Source organism: Brooklawnia sp. (genome assembly GCF_032229645.1).
Taxonomy (GTDB): domain Bacteria; phylum Actinomycetota; class Actinomycetes; order Propionibacteriales; family Propionibacteriaceae; genus Brooklawnia.
The window spans coordinates 559-2,497 of the sequence record NZ_JAVTWX010000137.1 but is presented as its reverse complement, the minus strand read 5'-3'; the positions used below and the strand labels follow the sequence as shown (position 1 = coordinate 2,497).

The window sequence follows — 1,939 nt, the reverse complement described above, 5'->3', positions numbered from 1 at the left end:
CGGGTAGCCGGACGACGGGTAGCCGACCTGCCGCGGTTGCGCCGCCGGGACTTGCTGGTCGTAGGGCGGCTGCTGCTGGGTGGCGGGTGGTCGCTGGCGGGTCGTCCAACTCGTTCCATCCCAGAATCGTTCTTGTGTGTGATCGACCGGGTCGGGATACCAACCCGAAGGCGGCATTTGCTGGGCGGGATCGTATTGCTGGCTCACGCCTCCAGCATCCCACGTCACGGCGAGCACACGACACTCCGATCCCTGACTCAACCCGGATCGGCGATTATTCGGCACGGCTACCGTGCCCTCCCGCTTCGTGTTGGTGCCAGACGATGAATCAACGCGTCGAGTGGTGGGTTTCGGCTGGCCGCTTCGCTCCTCAACGACTTCGTCGACCTCGGAGGGTCCCCAGCCTGTTGTTCAGCCCACCCCGGATGACTCGTTGCGGACAGGACCGATACGCAACGCCATCAGCAGTGCCAGCACGCTGGCGACGGTGCACAGCGCGTAGATCGGGCCGAAGGTCACCGCTGTAGAGACTTTGTCGAGCAGACCGGCGAAGACCGTGCCGGCCAGCCCGGTGACCAGCGCGTTGCCCAGACCTTCTCCGACCTGCAGCGAGGAGGTATTGCGTCCGATGAGCCGTGCTTCGCTCAGTTGCATATTGATCAGCGAGGTGCTGCTCACCAGCAGGCCCATGCCGAGTCCGAGGATGACGAAGCCTGCGGCGAAGATCGGCCACGGCAGCACCAGCCACGTGCACGCCGTCATCATCGCCGTACTGAGCGTCAAACACGCAGCGCCAGCGTGGACGATCTCGTCGCGGCGCATCTTCAGCCCACTCCAGGCCTGGACGAGTGACCCGAGCGTCCAACCGGTCGCTCCGAGCGCCAGGAAGAAGCCTGCACCGCGCAACGAGAACCCATAGAGCTGGGTGAGCATCACCGGTATGAAGCTCTCGCCCGCGAAGTAGGCGCCGGCGGCCAGTGCGCGTGCCCACATGACCGACGACAGCCCCCTGCGCAACCGCATGAACCCTGGCGGCATCAGGCGAGGCAGCGAGGTGAGCAGGACGACCAAGCCGACGGCCGCCATGCCGAGCGCGAACCGGTCGAGCCGCTGCCCGGCGAGTTGAAGCAGTGCTGTCCCGCTGGCCGCGGCGATGGCGGCCCAGATCGGTACCGGGTTCGATGTCTTGACCGGCTCGTGGTGTAACCGCTGCATTCCCGCCAGCGGACGCCAGCCCAGCACACCGACGATCAGCAACAGCGGGACGATGGCCAAGAAGACCCAGTGCCAACTCCAGGTGGTGGTGATCCATGCGGAGACCGGTGGGCCGACGAAGCTGGGAAACATCCAGCAGAACGACAAGATGCTCATCATCCAAGCACGTTCAGCCTTGCCATAGGCCTGCGCAACGACCACCATGAACGCCAGATTGAGTGCCCCACCACCGAAACCCTGGAGTGCGCGGAAGGCGAGCAGCATCGGCATGTTGATCGACAGACCGCCGCCGAGCAGTCCGAGGGTGAAGATCAGGACGCCGACGGCCAGCGGGATCACCGGACCGATGCGGTCGACCAGTCGTCCGGCGAGCACGATCGCCAGCACCTGGGCGATGACGAAGGCGGTGAAAGCCCAAGCGTAGAGATCCAGCCGCCCCAATTCCTGTGCGGCGTCGGGCATCGCGGTGAGCGTCCCGTAGGCCTCGAATGCCACTGCCAGGGCACCGCCGATCATGGCGATGGTGAAAACTCTGGGCGGACTCGTGGGCTTGTCAGGGGTCGGCGGGATCACCGACCCACTGTACATGGACGATTGAGCCGAGCGAATGGGAGCTTGCTCACGGTTTTGAGGCGATTGAGTTCATGTGGACGAGCGGAAGCGAGGAGGACATGGACGATTGAGCCGAGCGAATGGGAGCTTGCTCACGGTTTTGAGGCGATTG

2 protein-coding genes are annotated in these 1,939 nt (G+C 64.7%); both read right to left on the bottom strand.

From position 1 onward, the window contains the following. Nucleotides 1–207: DUF2510 domain-containing protein (locus AAFP05_RS11425; RefSeq protein WP_341729993.1), on the bottom strand; the 207-nt coding region annotated here is incomplete at its 3' end. A 204-nt stretch (nucleotides 208–411) separates the two neighbouring features. Next, nucleotides 412–1,788 (bottom strand): MFS transporter, encoded by a 1,377-nt coding sequence (locus tag AAFP05_RS11420; protein ID WP_341729992.1) that lies wholly within the window; start codon nucleotides 1,786–1,788, stop codon nucleotides 412–414. Nucleotides 1,789–1,939: the final 151 nt, after the last annotated feature.